Genomic DNA, 16,346 nt, shown 5'->3' on the forward strand with positions numbered 1-16,346 from the left:
GAAAGAGTAGCACTTTGTACTGCTCTTTCTACAGAATATCTCTAATCAATTGCATTAAGCAAGAGAAACTTGCGTAATACGACCACCACGCTTGCTTAAACGCTGCATAGTGCTAGAAAGCTGGTCGTAAGGAACCAAGTACTCAGTAGCACTACGACGAATTTGGGTAGTCCGTCCATTATTTGCTTGAATGACGCTGACACGGTAGAGTTGACCACGGTCATCACTGGTGTTACCAGCTAGACCCAGCCCAAATCCTGGGGTGCGAATAGCGCTAGCAGAATTTTGGGCGAGTTCAGTGGACAGCCAAGTTGATCTGTTCTTGCTATGGGCGCGATCGCTGCTAGCATAGCCATGATAGAGGCGGAAAATTCTGGTAAAGCCAACGGTTCTATCGCCAACCTTATTGTTGAAGCCACGGAAGTAAGGTACAACAGAATCACCAAAGCTCGAGTCGTACTCGTCAGAATCGATGTAAGAATCAATGTCAGCATCGTAGCCTTCATTTTGATAGCGATCGAGATGCTCAATCAATTCAGCTTCAGAGTAAGGAGCACGTCCCAATAAATGCTTGAAGTTCAACTCAATTACACGGCTATGGAAGTTAGGATAAAGGAACTTGGTTTTGTACAGTTCTGATTTAGCAACTCCACGCACGAATTCACGCACTGAAATTTGACCATTGGTCAGCAAGGATTCAAGTCCAACCAATCTCTCTGATGACAAAATGTGATCATTGCCGAGTACATGACGATAAACAGCATTAATAACAACCTTAGCGTCATCCGCAGAAAAGTGAGAACGCAATTCTAAAGGACTGGCATTGCTATAAGCAGCAGTTCCTAACTGGGAGGCGGCATTTGTAATTGCCATAGTTTATTTTCCTTGTTTTTCTTAAGTGTAAATTTAATAAAAATTTAGTGTTGAGACGAGAAAGGTCAATATAGTTAACTTTCGCCTTCTATATCAGACATAGCAAGAAAATGAGAATTGCTATTCAGTAAAAATTTAAACCAAAAGTTTTATAAAGATCAAGTATAGCCCCATACAAATATCTTTTATTTATTTGAGTATATTTATATATACGAAAAGACGATAAGCCCACCCCGCAGGGTAGACTTATCGTCTTCGGGGCTTTCTAGATTCTGTTTGCAGAATTAAAAAACCTATACCAACGCATTGATAGCGTAGTCGATGTAGGAGTTAGCTTCTAAAGCTGCATCGCCACTCAAACCATGATTAGCTTTGATGTACTTCAGCGCTTCAACATACCAGCTAGGAGCAAGGTCAAAAGAACGGTTGATTTCAGCCAAACCACTGATCATGTAATCATCCAAAGGACCAGTGCTACCAGCAACTAGACAGTAGCTGATGATGCGAACATAGTAGCCAATGTCGCGAGAGCACTTTGCTTTACCACGAGGAGTAGAAGCGAAGTTGTTGCCTGCTTGTTGGGTGGTGTAAGGGAATTTTTGATATACAGCGTTTGCTGCACCTTCAGCCAAGCTGGAAGCCTTAGCACTCAAGGTTTTTGCAGCATCAAGGCTAGCGGCGGCGGTACGCAAGCGACCAAAAGCTGCTTGCATTTCAGGAACGCTGATATAACGACCTTGAGAATCGGCTGTAGCAACTGCTTCGGTTAAAGGAGTCTTCATGTTTAATTTACCTCTAAAAAGTTATTTGAGACTAAAAATGGATTAGACAAAAAAGGAATTGTGCAAAAAGGATTATGCAAAATTTTGCGATAAGGCTAGTGAAAGCAAATTTTAATCAGCTTTGTGAATTGATTTTTTATACAATTAAGTCAATTCAGCAAGCTTGAAAAATTTAGCCAACCGCTGCTGCTGCCTTGTCAAAATAGCTAGCTACTTCAGCCATAAGAGCGCTACAGTCGCCACGAGTTACGCCATTAGGATCGTTAGCAAGTGCGATCGCTGCTGCTTTCATCTTTTCAACGCCTACTGCAACTGATCCACCAGGTACGCCCAATGCGCTGTAGGTTTCACGCAAACCATTAAGGCAACGATCTTCCAATACACTTGCGTCGCCAGCATAGATAGCGTAGGTAACATAGCGAAGGATGATGTCCATATCACGCATACAAGCGGCGATACGACGATGAGGATAAGCATTTCCACCAGGAGCGATCAATTGAGGCTGATCTTCAAATAGTGCACGAGCAGCATCTGTAACGATCGCAGAAGCGTTGGATGTAATACGGTTAACAACGTCTAAGCGCTTTGTTCCGTCTGCTACCACTTGTTTCAAAGCATCGATTTGAGAATCGGTAACGAAAGCACCGCGAGTATCTGCCTGAGCAACTACTTTAGTAAAAGCATCTAGCATTTAAAGAGTCTCCTTTTTATTAATTAAATATATAAATTGAGAATGATTCCGTACCTTCTTAATTGATTGGGATATTTATTTCGCGAAACACCCAATTCATAAGATTCCTCAAGCATTAATTGAGTAAAGCGATAACCAAGCTTCTCAATTTACTTAATGGAACTAAACCTTAACTTTGTAAGTTTTTTGGTTCAGTGGCTTTTGGATTGAGTTGATTAAAACAACTAATTTGTGCAGATTTTGTGCAATCCATTAAAAGCTCAAAATCAAGTTAACTAAAACTTCTGAAGAATATCTATAAACCTTGATCTAACAAGGCATCTAAGCTTTTTTACCTAACCTTAAAGTATGAACCTATCGTTGCATTTAGTTTCATTTCTTTACAATATAAAGATTAGTAACAAACTTAGATTTTGGCTTTTTTACTATACTTATTTGCTGAATATAAAGATGGGTATGTAATTTAGCTACGCCATTTTTAATTTTTTTATTTAGTTTGCGAAAGTTTATCCATAAGTAAACAATTGTTAAGGGTATACCATTATGCAATTCTTTACATTTATTTATATATTCACCCAAAAGAGAAGGGGGCACTTTGTGCCCCCTTCTCCTTTACTCAACGTAATCAAAAAGCATGGTTGTCATGTAGCGTTCTGTCCATTCTTCTCCAAAGGATTTTTCGAGTACCCGTCGCGTTTTGTCATTTTGCTGTTGCTTTTGGCAGTAGTAGCGATGACCAGCCCGAATCTTGCTAATCTCTTCGGAAGTACTAAAAGGAGTTGTGGCAACGGAGAGTTGACAATGCAAAGTCAAGATCGATCGCACTCGGTCTAGGAAATCTGCCTCTTCGCGATCGCCCATTGGACGGATAAACAAACAAAATTGCGAGAAAATATCGCCCCACTGTGGCAATTCGCGAGGTTGCTCGAAGTTGACTATCGGTAAATTTGATAAAGCTTGATGATAGCTGGGTGGTAAGGCAAAATCAGGATAAAGAGGAGATAGATCAGCGATCGCAGCACTAATTCCTGCACGACCACCTACTAAGTCGGCTCCAAAGATAGGAATATCATACTCAGCATTAGGAAACATCACACAATGGAGAATATCCAACCCATTACCCACCTGCGCTAGTTCTAAATGTAGCTTCCGAAACTGTGGTGTGCTGTAGCAATGATTTTCGATTACTAGCCTTTCACCTTCCAATGCACCTTCTACATAACCGAGATCTTCTGGAATTTGATAGGGAGATAAATCTAGGTTTTCTCGCCATACGGTTTCGATGCAATTCGCTAAATCACGAATTAAAGGATATTGTTTCTCTCGTAGTGATGCTTCTAGAGTTTGGGACATGGGTCTATATCTAAAGTTAATCTAAAAAAATATTAGTAAAGGGGATTTGTTATGCGAAACGCCACATATCCAGATTATTTAAGTAGCTGGGTGCAATTAAATATAAAACCCCAAAACCTGTGGCGCACGCTGCGCGTGCGCCACAGGTTTTGGTTCTATTTTTTAATTACGCCTAGCTACTTATGTGAATATTCATTCTCTCACCGTCCGCTAGCATAATTGACGCAGTAAAAGTTAAGAAATATAGCTATAGCTAAATTCCAAAGCCCAATTTCAAAGAGCGGTGCTCTTTGAAATTGGGGGGCAATTATTGCCGATAGGCGCTAATGCGTTGCAAGCGATTGCGAATGCGGTTAGCCAGATCGATACCTGCGATCGGTTTACATAAATAGTCATCAGCACCGACACTAAAGGCGAGGTTTTGCGTATGCCGATCGCTTACAGCGCTTAAAAACAAAACTGGTAAACGTTGCCATTGAGGATAGCTACGGAGAGCCTGACAAATATCTATTCCATCAAAGGGGGGGATATTCACATCTAATATGAGGACATCTGGTAATACGGCTTCTAAAACTGACCAAAACTCCTGTGGATCATCTAGGGTCGTAACTTTAAATTCCCAAGGTGCAAGTAGCTCTGGTAGCGATCGCAAATAGTCAATATCATCATCGACAACCATTAATTTGATTGCGGCTTGAGGTTGCTTGATGGTGAATGAAAGCGATGAGTTAGCGACGATTGGGGTTAACGGGAAATCTACGCCAGATAAATCAGGTAAATTAGAAATCTGTGATGTTTTTGCTGATTCTAAATCTGGACTCTTATCTGGTGCTTTGAGGTAATAGCCTCGTCCATGTACGGTGGCAACAAAATCTGAGGGAGCGCCTGCTTGGACTAACTTGTGACGCAAGCGGCGAATATGCGATCGCACGGTTGCCTCGGAGGGAAAATCATCGGAAGACCAAAGGCGATCAAGAATTTCGTCAGCACTGAGTAAATGTTGACTATCACGTAGCAACAGTTCTAATAATTCATATTCTTTATTGGTTAGTGTTAGCGGCTGACTATTATAAGAAACTTCACAGGTACTAGGATTGAGTAGTAAATCTCCCCAAACTAACAAAGGAAACGAGCTGGCATTGCTCCTTCTCAATAAAGCACGAACCCTTGCAATTAATTCTGGCATATCAAAGGGTTTGACCACACAATCATCTGCGCCTGCATCTAGTCCATTTACTTTGACTTTACTACTATTTTCGGTAATGAGCAGAATGGGCATCGTATAGCCTTCTACTCGAAAGCGATGACAGAGATTGATTCCATTTAAATTTGGTGATGTAATATCGAAGATAAACAGGTCATATTCAAAGGTTGAGCCATAGCTCCAAGCTGTTTCGCTATCTTTAACTACATCAACGATGTAATGATGTGCGGTGAGATGTTTAGTTAAATTAGCGATTAAGATTTCATCTTCTTCTATGAGTAATATCTTCATATACAGCCTTGAGGCTTTAAGTAGTACAAAGAAATTTTGAAAGTGTGTCTCCGCCACACTTTCAAAATTTCTTTGGGGTTTAATTTAGCGCAAAGCGCTGCAATCTATTGGGGCGTTAATAAGATGATTTGTTGCTGCTGGAGCGATCGCACATCTTCTAAAGTAGCCTCAACGGACTCTAGGATCTGCGCGACGGTTTGACCTTTATTTTGATTGTCATCAGTAGCTAACAGGAACTTCCATGCTGACTCACTGATTTTCACAAGCTGATAGTTGTAATCAAAGAAATGAGCACTATCGCGCCAGCCATAAATACAGGGACTCGGCTCAGGAATGGCTCTGAGTAATTCTGCATCAACTTGCCAAGTCTTCTTCTCAAGCGGCGGACGGACTAAGAAGAACTCATAATGGGAAATTGTCTGCGGATCGAGAACTTCGATGAGGCGATAACGTTGGCGCTCAGTAAGATGTTGCGATCGCGCACTTAAGTCAGGGGCTTTGCCGATCAAGCGATTTAAGTCCCATACTTGCGGATTGGAGAAGCCAAGGAATTCTAATCCTGAGGCATCAATTAATTCAAAGAGAGTATTTACATTGTAATTAAGCTCTTGGGGATGCACATACATATCCGCAAAACAAGCATCCTGTTGATTTTCCGCCGCCCAACGTTCAGTTTCACGACGACGGAGCGCATTAGTCTCAGGCAGATTCGCAAATATTTCCCTACCGATTTTCACGCCATCAACATAATCGCCTCGCTTATCACCTTGCAATAAAGCGATCGCTTCCTGCATCAAACGAATTTCCCAACGTCCTAGTTCGCCATACACAAAAATATGTAGCAATCCTCCGGGAGCAAGCTTATTTGCTAGAGCCTGTATGCCACGGATGGGATCGGCGGTATGGTGGAGAACGCCTACGGAATTGATTAGATCAAATTCTCCTTCCAATTGATCAGCATCAAATAGACTGAGGTGATAGAATTCTGCTCTAGTTGCACCTGACCTTTTACAGCGTTCTTTGGCAACAGCGAGAGTTCCTTCACTGAGATCGATGCCGACAACATGAGCTTCGGGATTGAGATGGACAAGATATTCGGTGCTTACGCCTGAGCCACAGCCCGCATCGAGAACGCGAATATCATTTTTAGTAGGTTTTTGTCCAGTACAAAAGTTATAGGCAGCTTGCCAATTCCAGCGCCAGTTATATCCGGGAGGTGGCTCATCTAGGAGGGGTTCTGGTGGGAAGGGGTAGGTGTTGTAGAGTTTGGCAACGGCTTCGCTGACTTTGGGATCGGACATGGGTAATTTTAAAATTATTTTGGTATTTTAGGAATATAAACCACAAAGGCACGGAGACACAAAGGGATTATGAGAGAGGCGATTTCGGAGGGGGTGAATCAGGTGGCTAAGGAGATTGTGGATTCGGCTTTTCAGGTGCATTCTACGTTGGGGGCTGGGTTGTTGGAAAGTGTTTATGAAATTTGTTTGGAGCATGAGCTAAGGAAAAGGGAGATAAGGGTAGAGCGACAAGTACCGATTCCTGTAATTTATGATGGCGTAAGGCTTGAAGCTGGATTTCGTCTAGATCTCTTAGTGAATAACTGCGTCATCGTCGAACTGAAAGCCGTAGAATATCTCTTGCCAGTACATACCGCCCAACTCATGACCTACCTCAAACTCACCAAACACCGCCTCGGACTCCTAATCAACTTCAACGTCCCCCTCATCAAAGACGGACTCAAACGCATCGTCCTCTAGACCTTTGTGTCTTTGTGCCTTAGTGGTTTCCTTCCCCAATCAAAATCAGTTTTTAGGACATTTAAAATGGCTCCCGTTCGTCTATGCAGCGTTACCAAAAAATTTGCAGAAAATACAGTTCTTCGAGAAATTGATCTAGAAGTAGCCGATCGCGAATTTCTGGTCTTGGTAGGTCCCTCAGGATGCGGCAAAAGTACATTATTGCGGTTAATAGCTGGCTTAGAGGAAGTAACGGACGGCTCCATTTATTTAGGCGATCGCCAAATCAATCACCTACCGCCCAAAGTCCGCGATATTGCGATGGTGTTTCAAAGTTACGCGCTTTATCCCCACATGACCGTTTATAACAATATTGCCTTTGGCTTGAGACGGCAGCGATCGCGTAATTTGTCACCCCTTGCTTGGCTATCACCTACAAGTAAAAAACAAAAGTCTGAAATCGATCAACGGGTACAGCAGGTTGCGGAATCTCTACAAATTTCCCACTTACTCAGCCGCAAACCCAAGGAACTATCGGGCGGACAAAAACAACGGGTTGCCCTCGGTCGAGCGATCGCCCGCAATCCTCAAGTCTTTTTAATGGATGAGCCGCTATCAAATCTTGATGCTCAGTTACGCAGTGATACGCGATCGCAAATTGTGCAGCTACAAAAGCAATTACAGGTCACAACGATCTATGTGACCCACGACCAAGTAGAAGCAATGACCATGGGCGATCGCATTGTGGTCTTAAATAAAGGCGATATTCAGCAAGTGGATACGCCGTTAAATATTTATCGTAAACCTGCCAACGTTTTTGTAGCGGGATTTATGGGTTCACCACCGATGAATTTTCTATCAGTACAGGTCGATAGTAATGGCAATCTGCATGGTGAGAGTTTGCATCAGCCGATTTCTATTAATGAGTTATCAATTAATCAGATAGGACGCGATCGCGCTTTTACCCTTGGCTTCCGTCCCGAAGATTTACAGCCAACAGATGCCGAAAATGCTCATTTAGAAGGCTCTGTCGAACTAGTCGAAGCGCTAGGCTCGGAAACCATTGTGCTATTAAAACTCGCGAATAGTGAAATCAGAGCAAGGGTTTCCGCCGATATTAGCTTGGAATATCATTGGCAAATTGGCGATCGCAGTTTTTGGCGCTTTGAATTGAATAAGCTCTATGCCTTTGATGCCGATTCAGGTGTTACGTTGCATCATCCCTATCAAAAGTTTTGAAAGCGCGGCAAAGCCGCGCTTTCAAAACTCTAAATTGCATAAACTTTACCAAGAGATAAATTCAGGAAACTTCTTCGCTAGTTCCGTAATTGCAGGACAAATTGGCGCATTCTCAGTACGATTCTCTAAAGTATTCCAACTGAACGGAGCTGATTGTGCTGCTGATAGCCATAACAATTTTTTCGCTCGGGTCATTCCCACATAGAGCAGTCGAAACTCCTCCGCCTGCTTGAGATAACTACATTGTTTCCAAGCTTCCTCAGGATTGGGAATTCGCTCATGATGCACGATCGCTCGAATCTGTGCTCTTGCTACTTCGGGTAAACCAAAATCCCCTAGAAACTTGACGGATTCAGGGATATAGGCTTCCCCCGGACAAATGCGCTTATGCAGAAAGGGCATGAAGACCACATCCCAATCTAGACCTTTAGCTTTATGCAGACTAATAATCGTCAACTGTCCAGCAGTCATATAGCGCCCTTCTAGATTCTCATCTTCCACCGCTTCAAAGTTCTCAGACTCGACAATTTCCTTTAATTCTGTAATCACTGTTTGCATGGAGTAATTGCCCACAAGCTGTTGATTGAGGCGATCGCCTAATTTATCGGCTGTCGCCAAGAGTCCCGCCTCGTCATCATAGAGAGTAAAGGCGATAAACGGAATCAGGTTATAGAGAGGAAGTTCAATTTTGGCGCGGAGTAAAGCCTTACATTTCGACTGAGCATCTTGAGCAAGTGGTGTTAGGGCAGGATCTAATAATGTTGGGTAGAGGAACTTTTCGGGATTGCTAGCGAGAGCATTTAAGTCTTGCTGGGATGAGATTTTTAGGCGATCTTTGAGAACCTCTAGGGCAGATTTGAGATTATCGGGCGAATGGGGACGCTCCATAAATTGCAAAATTGCCAACATATCCATTGGCACACGCGATCGCCGATCGCTCTGTTCGACATCATAGATTTTAATGTCATGCTCCTTGGTCAACCATGCCAAAGCCTCCGCCACAAAGCGACCTTGATTATGTTGGCGCACTAAAATCGCCATGCTGAGTTTCGGATCTTGCTCATGCAGTTGCTTAATCCGTAAACCAATCAACTCGATTTCATGTTCAATATCATCGACTGTATTGGGTAAATAGATTTCTACACCCTTGCCAATGGGTTCAGGATTAGCATTTGCCTGTGGATCATCCACATCTACAGGATGAATTCTTTGTTGACGGAATGGCTTTTCTAATTTGGCATATTCGGAATGATTGACCCAGTACAAAACGTAATTAGCGGCGCGCATCACATTGACAGTGCTACGTCCTGCTTGATCGAGAGTAGAGAGTTGTGAATTGAGTTGGCAGCGATCGCAGAATTCATTAAAAAAGCGTGGATCGGCAGTGGTAAATGTGGAATTAATCGCCTGATTCGGATCTCCAACCCGCATCAAATTTTTAATACCCTCACCCCCAACCCCTCTCCCTGAGGGAGAGGGGAGTAAGAAAGATTTTTCCCCATCTCCTTCAGGGAGAGAGGAGTAGGGAGTAAGGGCAAGAATCTCTAGCAGATCAGTTTGTAATGGGGAAGAATCCTGTGCTTCATCCTCAAATACAGCAAAAACACGCTCCTGCCAATATTTGCGAATACTGTCGTTTTTTAATACTCGCAACGCGCCCAAAATCATATCGTCATAATCGATCGCCCCTTCTTGCCGCAATAGTCGCTCATAGGTTTCATAAAGCCCTGCGGCAATTTCTAAAATAGTTCCCCCATCGGGAGATTCGGCTTGGCGCAAATCCTCTGGCGTTAATTCAGAACTTTTTGCTGTAGCGATCGCTTCTCTCGCTAAGCTCGGCAAAACATCGGTGCGTAGTACAGTCTGCCGCCGCAAGCGTTCCGTATCTTCCCCATCAAAACTTCTACCTTCAAGGAGTAGATCGTACAATTTGGGATTCTCTTTTACCCAAAGATTCGTAGCATTACGAATTAAGCGCTGTTTTTGAGATTCAGAAACAATGATCGTTTCACCTGCGCCAAATCCTGATAATTCACGATGATTGCTGGCAATGGTATATGCCAAGCTATGCAAAGTACTAACAGTAAAAGCACTCTGGGGCAATCGCAAGTTTTTTAAATGTTCCGATACTTTTTTGCGAATGTTGCTGACTGCCGATCGCGTAAAGGTGACAATTACCAATTGCTTTTGGCGATGTAAGTTGAAATTAGCGATCGCGATCGCGGCGGCAACTGCCATGCCCGTTGACTTTCCTGCCCCCGGCACTGCGGATACGGCAAGCTCGCCCCCTTGCCAGTCTGCCATCGTTTGCTGCCCCTTGCGGAGTGTTTTGCGTAATTCATTGAGAGCTTCGGGCAAGACCATAGAAGTACTTAATTAGGTAGAAAATCTGGATCTAAAACTTGCTCCTGTGTATATGGACAAGTATTAGGGAAAGTTTTTTTAGAAATACCCGTTTCGCTACTAGCTAACTGAATTGCCCCTGTATAGGCATCATCAAATATTTCTGCAAAGTATCGTTTGAGACTTGGAGATTCCGTAAACGCATCTTCAATTCGCAAGCGATGTTCAATGATACTAGACTGCCAACTTCTACTCCGATGACTAGGTTGATATTGCCATTTTAGTAAGTGCTGTAGGACGATTCTCAGATTGCTTTTCAAGCTACTACGTGTACTTTTCCCGATGTCAGCAATTTCTTCAATAATATTGTCCCAGTCGATCGCTGCTAAGTCCTGCGATCGCAATTTGGTTAAGGTTAGTTCAACCCATGCGAGATAGTCCGTCTTGTATAGATTGGCAAGTTCTAGTTTTAGAGTTGTTTGGGACATTGTTTGTCTACTCTTGGAATAGTTACTCTTGGGAAAATGGTTGGTAGAACTCCTTTAGCTTAATTATAGCGATCGCAATGCTGAGTATGTAAAACTTTTATGTTGTCGTTCTACTTGGCAATTGATCATTTCTTTCAAATTTGTTTAAAAAGATATCTGCAACAACCAAAATCAAGAAAAATACAAGAAACAAGAAACTTGGTGATAAATCTTTAAGAGGTGATGGATAACCGAAGGTCAATAAAATGACAATCCATGTACTAAGCAATAAGCAGGGAACTATTCTCGGATAAAGCATTGCAATATTTCGCAAGAAATCATCCAATCCGTCATATAGTCCTTCTTGATGGAATCTTTGCAAGTTCCTACTATGCTGCCATATACGAATATGTGCCACCATAATGCTGACTCGAAGAAGTAAGGATGAGATTATGCCAATCATAGGAATTATCTGTCCAAAAAAGTCTTTGGCTATAATTGCATTGGAGTTAAAATATCCTAAAACGAAGGCAGAAATTAGAAATGTTTGTGAAGTGAGGAACCATGCGACTCTTTGAGCGCTAATGTTGTATTCAAATCTCACTTCTTCGCGCAAAAACTTTAACCAATCAGATAGAGGTGGCTCTGTCTGTGGTTGATATTGAACTTGTGTCTCGGTCATTGATAATTAATTAGTAATTCTTTAACTTTCTTTCAACTGTTTCCGAAAGTCTTCAACAATTTTCTCAAGATGTTTCTCAAAAAGAGTATATCGACGATCAGTTACGTGAAGTATTATCCAAAGAAGAATACTAAGGATCCATGGTAGTGGACTAGCAACAAGTAAAATTAGACTGCGATTCGGTGCCATAAATAGAAGGTAAGCAACACCAAAAGACAGTAAAACAGTTCTAAACCAATAACCAAATAATCCTAATGGTGGAGATTTGTATAGAATAAACCTCCATTGAGATCTAAATCCTCGGATATTTCTATAAAAATAAAACTCATCCGTAGTATGGTTATAAAAAGCAACAAGAGCATTAAATTTTTCTTTGTCTAGTAAATTTGCACCTATTATTTCAGTGATTTTATGTCCCGGTCTAGCTAGATGCATATTTGTATTTACCAAATCTATGCTCCTTTCGATACCATCTTCAAATTGCAGCCACAATGCTTGATCAACAGTCACTGAACTACCAACAGTGGTAGTCGTCTGCTGATGGCTTACAACAATGCCAGTTTCTGTCCAAAGTTCTACTCGACATTCCCCTCGTACAAAATGAGATGTTCTAAAGAACTTGAGGCTATCTGGAATAGAAACTTGCATTATGTAAGCCCTTTTACTGATGTTTAGATACTGATGCTTAGATTTGGAAGTCAGCAACGGAAAAAATTATCTAATATTTTTATATTTTGTCAAGTATTAATTAATTAAATTATCTTGTACCAATATTACCCTTGTGAAATTCTGTGTTTTAGATTGCTATGATGATATTAATTAAGCAACGAAAAATTAAAAACGAATAAAGGGTTTATGTCATCAGCGCTCAGTGTAGAAAAATTAGTCTCCGATGCCAAAGAGACCGCTAGCAAATTAGGAATTAAAAAATTTGATATTTACGGCGCGATCGTCGATGAAACTAGCGCTGAAGTCGATAGTGGCGCACCCAAACAAGTATCCGCATCCAATCGCGCCAGCATCACCGTGCGCGTCTGGAATGATGAGGGAACTGTCGGCGTTACTTCTACCACCAATATCGATCGCGTTGGCTTAGAACTTGCACTCCAAAGCGCCCATGAAGCTAGTTTCTTTGGTGCTAAAGAAAATATTCCTGATTTTAGTCCTGAAGCGATTGCTGATATTCCTGCACGCGAGCCACAAACTGCACCGCAAACTGCGATCGAGCAACTCGTAGAAACACTTTTGGGTGCTGAGAAGGAATTGTTAGATGCACATCCTGCGATCGCAGGGGTTCCCTATAATGGACTTTCTCAACGCGATCTCAGCCGCTTCTATCTCAATAGTGATGGTGCAATGCGAAATGAAAGTAGTTCCTATAGCTCCATTTATCTCTATACTAAAACTGAAGAAGAAGGCAGAAAACCTCGCAGTGCAGGAGCCTATCGCATTAGCCGAGACTTTGCGAGTTTAGATGTCAAGGGTTGTGTTGAGGAAACTGCCGAGAAAACAATTAGTCATTTGAACTATGACAAAATCAAATCTGGCAAATACTTAGTCGTATTTTCTCCCGAAGCATTTCTGAGCTTGATTAGTGCGTTCTCTAGTCTCTTCAATGCCCAAAGCATTCTTGATAAAAACAGTCTCTCTACACCCGAATCGCTTGGTACTCAGATTGCCTCACCCCTGCTAGATGTGAGCGATGATGAACTCCATGTGGGTAACATTGGCGCATCCACCTTTGATGGCGAAGGAACTCCCACTCGCCGCATTCCTTTAATCGTAAATGGGATTTTAACTAATTTCCTCCATAGTTCTGTAACCGCAAAACGCTTAAATGCTCAACCGACGGGTAATGGGAGTGTTGGCGCAAAGGTTTCCGTCAGTCCCAACTTCTTCCATATTGAGCGTAGTAAAGCTGCTAATTCTACCAATGAGAAAGTCTATGACTTGGCAACGGTTGAGAATGTAATTTTGATTGATGATTTGCAAGCACTCCATGCGGGTGTGCAAGCATCTCAAGGTTCTTTCTCTCTGCCCTTTGATGGTTGGCTAGTGAATAAAGGCGATCGCATGAGTATCGAGGCAGCAACGGTCGCTGGTGATATTTTGGAATTGCTCAAGGCGATCGTCTATGTCGAGCCAGAGGTAAAAATTACCCCATCAGGTGTGGCTCCTCAAGTTTGGGTAGAAGGATTATCAATTACAGGTGAAGCATAAGCTAAAGACTTGGTGCACTATATGCACCAAGTCTTTAGTCATTTAGTTCTTGGCGTTATACAAGTTCGCATTTGTCATCTGAGCGCCCTCAAAAAGTGTTTCTTGCAAGTTTGCCCAACTTAAGTTTGCACCCCGTAAGTCAGCCCCACGTAGATCAGCTTTGCGTAAATCCGCTCCCTTTAAATTGGCATGACGGAGATTAGCACGATGCAGATCGGCACTATTTAAATTTGCGTAGCTCAAATCTGCGCCACTCAGATTAGCTCTACAGAGCTTGGCATTAGCAAAATTGCTTTTGCTCATTGATGCGTGGCTAAAGTCAATTTTGTGTAAGTCGATCGCTTTTAAATCTGCACCCACAAGATCGACATTAGAAAACACTTTTCGTCCCGCTCGATATAGTTGCAAAAATTCTTTAGCATCCATTAATTGCTTAGCCTAGGCAAAATCTATGAGAACATGAATATTTTTGAAAGCGATTTTAAACTCGGATTGATCAATAATTCTACAAGTCTTAGGCGCTAAAGACATCAGCAATTAGAGAAAACTCTGACAGTCTGAGTCTTCTCCCAACTGTAGCAATTAGGGCTTACGCAATGCTATCGAGTTTACTGGGTTTTGAAGAGATGTGGTGTGGGATTTGCCCATACCACATCTCTTCTTGGATTAACCTTCTAAGGAATCAAGATCTAATGCTGCTGAACCGCCCCGTTCAAGCTCAACTAGCATTTGTCCCAATTGCCGCCAGATAAGAAGCGCAATACCAAGAGTGATAGGAATTGCAACTATATAACCAAATATGGCTGGGAAACCAAATACCTCTAATCCCGTTGACATGAATATAGTAATACTGATGACCATGCCGAGGTAAGGAACTTTAATACTGGAGCTTTTGAGTTCTAATATTGTGCGAGATGATTTACGAGTTGACCAAACATTTACTAAATTGCGTAGGGTCACTTCAAAGGAGCGCCCACAGGCAAGTCCAGCAAGTAGGGAAATAGCGAATAAAAAATAGGGAGGATCAGAAGGAAAGTAGTAATTCACGGTTATATCAATCTTTGAGTATATTTTTATCTTACTAGTCCGAGCGCAGCTAATTGTGCTTGAGCTTTTTGTAATGACTCGTGCCATTCGCGATCGCTAATACTATCAGCGACGATACCTGCACCGACCTGTCCCCAAATATGATCGTTGGTCTTTAGCAAAGTCCGAATCAAGATATTGAGATCCATATTGCCACGTTTGTCGATATAGCCACAGGAACCATAAAACAAACTGCGTCGTTGGGGTTCTAGCTTTTCGATGATTTCCATACAGCGCACCTTGGGACAGCCTGTAATTGTCCCCCCCGGAAAAGTTGCGCGAATCAGATCCACAAAATTGTGATCGCCTCGTAATGTCCCCACCACATTACTAACGAGGTGCATCACATGACTGTAACGCTCGATCACTAATAATTCATCAACTTTAACGCTTCCCCATTCACATACCTTACCTAGATCATTACGTTCTAAGTCAACGAGCATAATATGTTCAGCTTGTTCTTTGATGCAGGCAAGTAATTCCTGCTCAAGTTCTAGATCCTGCTGGTCAGTTTTGCCTCGTGGTCTTGTACCTGCAATCGGACGAGTTTCGGCATGGCGATCGCGCAAACTCACGAGACGCTCGGGTGAGACACTGATCACTTCGCCCCAAGTGGTGCGCCAATAGCTAGCAAAGGGTGAGGGATTGATTTTTTGTAAATGGCGGTATAGTTGCCATCCATCCGATGCCCAAGGATAGCCATATCGCATGGAGAGATTTGCCTGAAAAATATCACCCGCATAGATATGTTGCTTGGCAGTTTCCACGATGGACTCATAGCCTTGTCGTTCTGGCGAATAAGTTGGGTTAGCTTGACTGTGATCATTACTAGTAAAAACAAGGGGCTTAAGTCCCTTGTTTTCTAAATTGCTAAGACGATCGCTTAATTCATCTAGCTCATGGTGATCGCTAGCGGCTAGCCAAACAGTTTGAGTCTGATGATCAATGACAGCAAAGCTCGATGGCTCATACCAAAAGGCAACTGGGAAGGGCAAACTGTCAGATTTGGTATATGGCAAGCGCTCAATTTCCCATGCAAGGTCATAGCCTAACCAGCCTAAATACCCTCCCGTAAAGGGTAAGTGATTTGGTAAATCAGGATCAGTATTTGGAGCAGATTGCATTCGCGATCGCAGTTTCTCTAGACATGACAAAATTTCGCCAACTTCAGGAGTCCAGATTTGACGAGGTTTACCTGCGGTGATCGAGTATCGAGCTAATTTTGAAGGAGCTGTGGTAGGGCTTTCCAATAGAACCGTAATTGGTTCCCCTAAGTAGAGGGCTTCCCATAGATCTGCTCCTGTTATTTCCTTAGGTAGCGATCGCTGAAGCCACACCCAATCGGTCATAGAGAGATTTCATAAAGTACGGTTTTA

At 42.5% G+C, this 16,346-nt stretch carries 16 protein-coding genes; 3 read left to right on the forward strand and 13 right to left on the reverse strand.

All coding sequences use genetic code 11. The annotated features are described in order from the left end of the window. Window positions 1-54 precede the first annotated feature (54 nt). The 6 genes from HC246_RS00295 to HC246_RS00320 form a co-directional block, all read right to left on the reverse strand. Entirely contained in the window at window positions 55-873 is an 819-nt protein-coding gene (locus HC246_RS00295) for a phycobilisome linker polypeptide (RefSeq protein WP_169361643.1), read from the reverse strand. Window positions 874-1,166: 293 nt separating this feature from the next. Further along, entirely contained in the window at window positions 1,167-1,655 is a 489-nt protein-coding gene (cpcA, locus tag HC246_RS00300; RefSeq protein ID WP_169361644.1) for a phycocyanin subunit alpha, read from the reverse strand. A 172-nt stretch (window positions 1,656-1,827) separates the two neighbouring features. Further along, window positions 1,828-2,346 (reverse strand): phycocyanin subunit beta, encoded by a 519-nt coding sequence (locus HC246_RS00305; protein ID WP_169361645.1) that lies wholly within the window; start codon window positions 2,344-2,346, stop codon window positions 1,828-1,830. A 612-nt stretch (window positions 2,347-2,958) separates the two neighbouring features. Then, complete coding sequence (locus HC246_RS00310; RefSeq protein WP_169361646.1) at window positions 2,959-3,699, reverse strand: phycocyanobilin:ferredoxin oxidoreductase; 741 nt, start codon at window positions 3,697-3,699, stop codon at window positions 2,959-2,961. Between the two features lie 307 nt (window positions 3,700-4,006). Continuing rightward, a complete protein-coding gene (locus HC246_RS00315; RefSeq protein ID WP_169361647.1) occupies window positions 4,007-5,194 on the reverse strand; it encodes a response regulator transcription factor in 1,188 nt (395 codons plus the stop codon). A gap of 104 nt (window positions 5,195-5,298) precedes the next feature. Then, window positions 5,299-6,495, reverse strand: coding sequence for a class I SAM-dependent methyltransferase (locus HC246_RS00320; protein ID WP_169361648.1), 1,197 nt, complete (start codon window positions 6,493-6,495; stop codon window positions 5,299-5,301). A 69-nt stretch (window positions 6,496-6,564) separates the two neighbouring features. Here HC246_RS00320 and HC246_RS00325 point away from each other — a divergent pair, with 69 nt between their 5' ends. Together HC246_RS00325 and HC246_RS00330 are read left to right on the forward strand one after the other, a co-directional pair. Further along, a complete protein-coding gene (locus HC246_RS00325; protein WP_169361649.1) occupies window positions 6,565-6,954 on the forward strand; it encodes a GxxExxY protein in 390 nt (129 codons plus the stop codon). A gap of 66 nt (window positions 6,955-7,020) precedes the next feature. Further along, window positions 7,021-8,172, forward strand: a complete 1,152-nt coding sequence (locus HC246_RS00330; protein WP_169361650.1) for an ABC transporter ATP-binding protein — start codon at window positions 7,021-7,023, stop codon at window positions 8,170-8,172. Between the two features lie 45 nt (window positions 8,173-8,217). On the opposite strand, the gene HC246_RS00335 is transcribed toward HC246_RS00330, so the two are convergent. The 4 genes from HC246_RS00335 to HC246_RS00350 all read right to left on the reverse strand — a co-directional run bounded on the left by HC246_RS00335 (window position 8,218) and on the right by HC246_RS00350 (window position 12,312). Beyond that, on the reverse strand, window positions 8,218-10,536 hold the full coding sequence (locus HC246_RS00335) for an ATP-dependent helicase (RefSeq protein ID WP_169361651.1): 2,319 nt from the start codon (window positions 10,534-10,536) through the stop codon (window positions 8,218-8,220). A gap of 8 nt (window positions 10,537-10,544) precedes the next feature. Further along, a complete protein-coding gene (locus HC246_RS00340; RefSeq protein WP_169361652.1) occupies window positions 10,545-11,003 on the reverse strand; it encodes a DUF29 domain-containing protein in 459 nt (152 codons plus the stop codon). Between the two features lie 97 nt (window positions 11,004-11,100). Beyond that, a complete protein-coding gene (locus HC246_RS00345) occupies window positions 11,101-11,664 on the reverse strand; it encodes a hypothetical protein (RefSeq protein WP_169361653.1) in 564 nt (187 codons plus the stop codon). A 21-nt stretch (window positions 11,665-11,685) separates the two neighbouring features. Beyond that, a complete protein-coding gene (locus tag HC246_RS00350; protein WP_169361654.1) occupies window positions 11,686-12,312 on the reverse strand; it encodes a hypothetical protein in 627 nt (208 codons plus the stop codon). Window positions 12,313-12,519: 207 nt separating this feature from the next. Between HC246_RS00350 and HC246_RS00355 the strand changes: the two genes are divergently transcribed. Further along, window positions 12,520-13,884, forward strand: coding sequence for a TldD/PmbA family protein (locus HC246_RS00355; RefSeq protein WP_169361655.1), 1,365 nt, complete (start codon window positions 12,520-12,522; stop codon window positions 13,882-13,884). A gap of 42 nt (window positions 13,885-13,926) precedes the next feature. Here HC246_RS00355 and HC246_RS00360 read toward each other — a convergent pair whose 3' ends face one another. From HC246_RS00360 to HC246_RS00370, 3 genes are all read right to left on the reverse strand, one after another. Beyond that, window positions 13,927-14,310: a pentapeptide repeat-containing protein gene (locus HC246_RS00360; protein ID WP_169361656.1), complete on the reverse strand. Its 384-nt coding sequence runs from the start codon at window positions 14,308-14,310 to the stop codon at window positions 13,927-13,929. A gap of 240 nt (window positions 14,311-14,550) precedes the next feature. After that, complete coding sequence (locus HC246_RS00365; RefSeq protein ID WP_169361657.1) at window positions 14,551-14,931, reverse strand: hypothetical protein; 381 nt, start codon at window positions 14,929-14,931, stop codon at window positions 14,551-14,553. A 26-nt stretch (window positions 14,932-14,957) separates the two neighbouring features. Next, on the reverse strand, window positions 14,958-16,319 hold the full coding sequence (locus HC246_RS00370) for an anthranilate synthase component I (RefSeq protein ID WP_169361658.1): 1,362 nt from the start codon (window positions 16,317-16,319) through the stop codon (window positions 14,958-14,960). Between the last annotated feature and the right edge of the window lie 27 nt (window positions 16,320-16,346).

The organism is Pseudanabaena yagii GIHE-NHR1 (genome assembly GCF_012863495.1).
Classification (GTDB): Bacteria; Cyanobacteriota; Cyanobacteriia; order Pseudanabaenales; family Pseudanabaenaceae; genus Pseudanabaena; species Pseudanabaena yagii.

Excerpts from the sequence above, each read along its gene's own strand:
- HC246_RS00370 (WP_169361658.1), bottom strand. The coding sequence starts at position 16,319 with ATGACCGATTGGGTGTGGCTTCAGCGATCGCTACCTAAGGAAATAACA.
- HC246_RS00320 (WP_169361648.1), bottom strand. The coding sequence starts at position 6,495 with ATGTCCGATCCCAAAGTCAGCGAAGCCGTTGCCAAACTCTACAACACC.
- HC246_RS00330 (WP_169361650.1), top strand. The coding sequence starts at position 7,021 with ATGGCTCCCGTTCGTCTATGCAGCGTTACCAAAAAATTTGCAGAAAAT.
- HC246_RS00305 (WP_169361645.1), bottom strand. The coding sequence starts at position 2,346 with ATGCTAGATGCTTTTACTAAAGTAGTTGCTCAGGCAGATACTCGCGGT.
- HC246_RS00360 (WP_169361656.1), bottom strand. The coding sequence starts at position 14,310 with ATGGATGCTAAAGAATTTTTGCAACTATATCGAGCGGGACGAAAAGTG.
- HC246_RS00345 (WP_169361653.1), bottom strand. The coding sequence starts at position 11,664 with ATGACCGAGACACAAGTTCAATATCAACCACAGACAGAGCCACCTCTA.
- HC246_RS00335 (WP_169361651.1), bottom strand. The coding sequence starts at position 10,536 with ATGGTCTTGCCCGAAGCTCTCAATGAATTACGCAAAACACTCCGCAAG.
- HC246_RS00350 (WP_169361654.1), bottom strand. The coding sequence starts at position 12,312 with ATGCAAGTTTCTATTCCAGATAGCCTCAAGTTCTTTAGAACATCTCAT.
- HC246_RS00295 (WP_169361643.1), bottom strand. The coding sequence starts at position 873 with ATGGCAATTACAAATGCCGCCTCCCAGTTAGGAACTGCTGCTTATAGC.
- HC246_RS00315 (WP_169361647.1), bottom strand. The coding sequence starts at position 5,194 with ATGAAGATATTACTCATAGAAGAAGATGAAATCTTAATCGCTAATTTA.
- cpcA (WP_169361644.1), bottom strand. The coding sequence starts at position 1,655 with ATGAAGACTCCTTTAACCGAAGCAGTTGCTACAGCCGATTCTCAAGGT.
- HC246_RS00355 (WP_169361655.1), top strand. The coding sequence starts at position 12,520 with ATGTCATCAGCGCTCAGTGTAGAAAAATTAGTCTCCGATGCCAAAGAG.
- HC246_RS00325 (WP_169361649.1), top strand. The coding sequence starts at position 6,565 with ATGAGAGAGGCGATTTCGGAGGGGGTGAATCAGGTGGCTAAGGAGATT.
- HC246_RS00310 (WP_169361646.1), bottom strand. The coding sequence starts at position 3,699 with ATGTCCCAAACTCTAGAAGCATCACTACGAGAGAAACAATATCCTTTA.
- HC246_RS00340 (WP_169361652.1), bottom strand. The coding sequence starts at position 11,003 with ATGTCCCAAACAACTCTAAAACTAGAACTTGCCAATCTATACAAGACG.